Origin of the sequence: Dethiosulfovibrio faecalis (genome assembly GCF_021568795.1) — a bacterium.
Lineage (GTDB): Bacteria > Synergistota > Synergistia > Synergistales > Dethiosulfovibrionaceae > Dethiosulfovibrio > Dethiosulfovibrio faecalis.
Genome location: NZ_JAKGUE010000032.1, coordinates 1 through 2,529, shown reverse-complemented (window position 1 = coordinate 2,529; position 2,529 = coordinate 1). Strand labels below are relative to the sequence as shown.

The window sequence follows — 2,529 nt, the reverse complement described above, 5'->3', positions numbered from 1 at the left end:
GGGCGGACCATCGTCCAAGGCTAAACACTTCAGGTGACCGATAGCGAATAGTACCGAGAGGGAAAGGTGAAAAGCACCCCTGGCGGGGAGTGAAATAGACCTGAACCCGTGTGCCTACAAGCAATCGGAGCTGGAAGCGCCGCGAGGCGTGGAAAGTGACGGTGTGCCTATTGAAAAATGAGCCTGCGAGATACTGCGTGTAGCAAGGTTAAGGGCCTTAAGGTCTGTAGCCGAAGGGAAACCGAGTCTGAATAGGGCGAAAGTTTCACGTAGTAGACCCGAAGCCCGACGATCTAGCCATGGCCAGGTTGAAGTGAGGGTGAAACCTCATGGAGGACCGAACCAGTATCTGTTGAAAAAGATTTGGATGAGCTGTGGTTAGGAGTGAAAAGCTAATCGAGTTGGGTAATAGCTGGTTCTCCCCGAAATGCATTGAGGTGCAGCCTCAGGTATTTCGTCTCGGGGGTAGAGCACTGGATGGATGCGGGGGACTGGGGTCCTACCAAATTCAACTAAACTCCGAATACCGAGACGTGAAGCCTGGGAGTGAGACTACGGGTGATAAGGTCCGTGGTCGAAAGGGAAACAGCCCAGACCGTCGGCTAAGGTCCCAAAGACATGCTAAGTGTGGCAAGGATGTGGAGATGCCCAAACAGCCAGGAGGTTGGCTTAGAAGCAGCCATCCTTTAAAGAGTGCGTAATAGCTCACTGGTCGAGGATCTCTGCGCCGAAAATGTAGGGGGCTAAGCATGACACCGAAGCCACGGGATGTACATAGTACATCGGTAGGGGAGCGTTGCCATCGGGGCGAAGCCGTATTGTAAAGTGCGGTGGACCGATGGGAAGTGAGAATGCAGGCATGAGTAACGACAAACAAGTGAGAATCTTGTTCACCGGAAGACCAAGGTTTCCTGGGGAAGGTTGATCCGCCCAGGGTTAGGCGGGACCTAAGGCGAGGCTGAAAAGCGTAGTCGATGGACAGCAGGTAGACATTCCTGCCCCGTTCTTGGACGTTATTACCGAAGTGGTGACGCAGGAGGCTAGGTGTAGCCGGCGGATGGAAGAGCCGGTCCAAGGGAGTAGGCAGGGTAGGCAGGCAAATCCACCTACCTGATAATGCTGAGACCTGAAGGGGAGCTTCTACGGAAGCGAAGACATTGACGCCACGCTGCCGAGAAAAGCCACTAGGGAGGAAAAGAACGCCCGTACCCGAAACCGACACAGGTGGTCTGGCTGAGAAGGCTAAGGTGAGTGGAATAACCATCGTTAAGGAACTCTGCAAGTTGACTCCGTAACTTCGGGAGAAGGAGTGCCACTCTGGTGAAGCTAATGCTGGTGGAGCTAAGGGTGGTCGCAGAAACCAGGCCCAAGCGACTGTTTACTAAAAACACAGGACTCTGCTGAAGGCGCAAGCCGACGTATAGGGTCTGACGCCTGCCCGGTGCTGGAAGGTTAAGGGGAGAGGTTAGTCTTCGGGCGAAGCTTTGAACCGAAGCCCCAGTAAACGGCGGCCGTAACTATAACGGTCCTAAGGTAGCGAAATTCCTTGTCGGGTAAGTTCCGACCTGCACGAATGGCGTAACGATTTGGGCGCTGTCTCGACGATGGATCCAGTGAAATTGTGGTACCGGTAAAGACACCGGTTACCCGTGGTGGGACGGAAAGACCCCGTGGAGCTTTACTGTAGCCTGGCATTGGGACTCGACACATCATGTACAGGATAGGTGGGAGCCGGTGAAGTCAGCACGTCAGTGTTGGTGGAGGCGTTGTTGGGATACCACCCTTGTTGTGTTAAGTTTCTAACCGCTTCTTCTGAATCGGAGAGCGGGACATTGTCAGGTGGGCAGTTTGACTGGGGCGGTCGCCTCCTAAAGAGTAACGGAGGCGCGCAAAGGTCATCTCAGGGCGAATGGAAAACGCCCGAAGAGCGTAAGGGTATAAGATGGCTTGACTGTGAGACAGACATGTCGAACAGAGACGAAAGTCGGTCCTAGTGATCCGGCGGTACCGAATGGAAGGGCCGTCGCTCATCGGATAAAAGCTACCCCGGGGATAACAGGCTGATCTCCCCCGAGAGTTCCCATCGACGGGGAGGTTTGGCACCTCGATGTCGGCTCGTCGCATCCTGGGGCTGAAGCAGGTCCCAAGGGTTGGTCTGTTCGCCCATTAAAGCGGTACGTGAGCTGGGTTTAGAACGTCGTGAGACAGTTCGGTCCCTATCCACCATGGGCGCAAGGTATTTGAGGAGAGCTGCTCCTAGTACGAGAGGACCGGAGTGGACGCACCGCTGGTGTACCAGTTGTGTCGCCAGATGCATAAGCTGGGTAGCTATGTGCGGAACGGATAACCGCTGAAGGCATCTAAGCGGGAAGCCGCCTCCAAGATGAGATACCTCACTGCGTAAGCAGGTAAGGCGTCCCGTAGACGACGGGGCAGATAGGCCGGAGGTGGAAGCGCGGCAACGCGTGGAGCTGACCGGTACTAATACGCCGAGGCCTTAACCTCTTTTTGTTTTCTTTGTTCCTTGTC

The 2,529-nt window shown here is 54.8% G+C and carries 1 other annotated feature (only partly in view).

Features of this window, described 5'->3' with window-relative positions:
• Positions 1-2,506 (top strand) — a sequence feature (most likely nonfunctional fraction of RNA operon) (it extends 1,543 nt beyond the left edge of the window).
• Positions 2,507-2,529 lie beyond the last annotated feature (23 nt).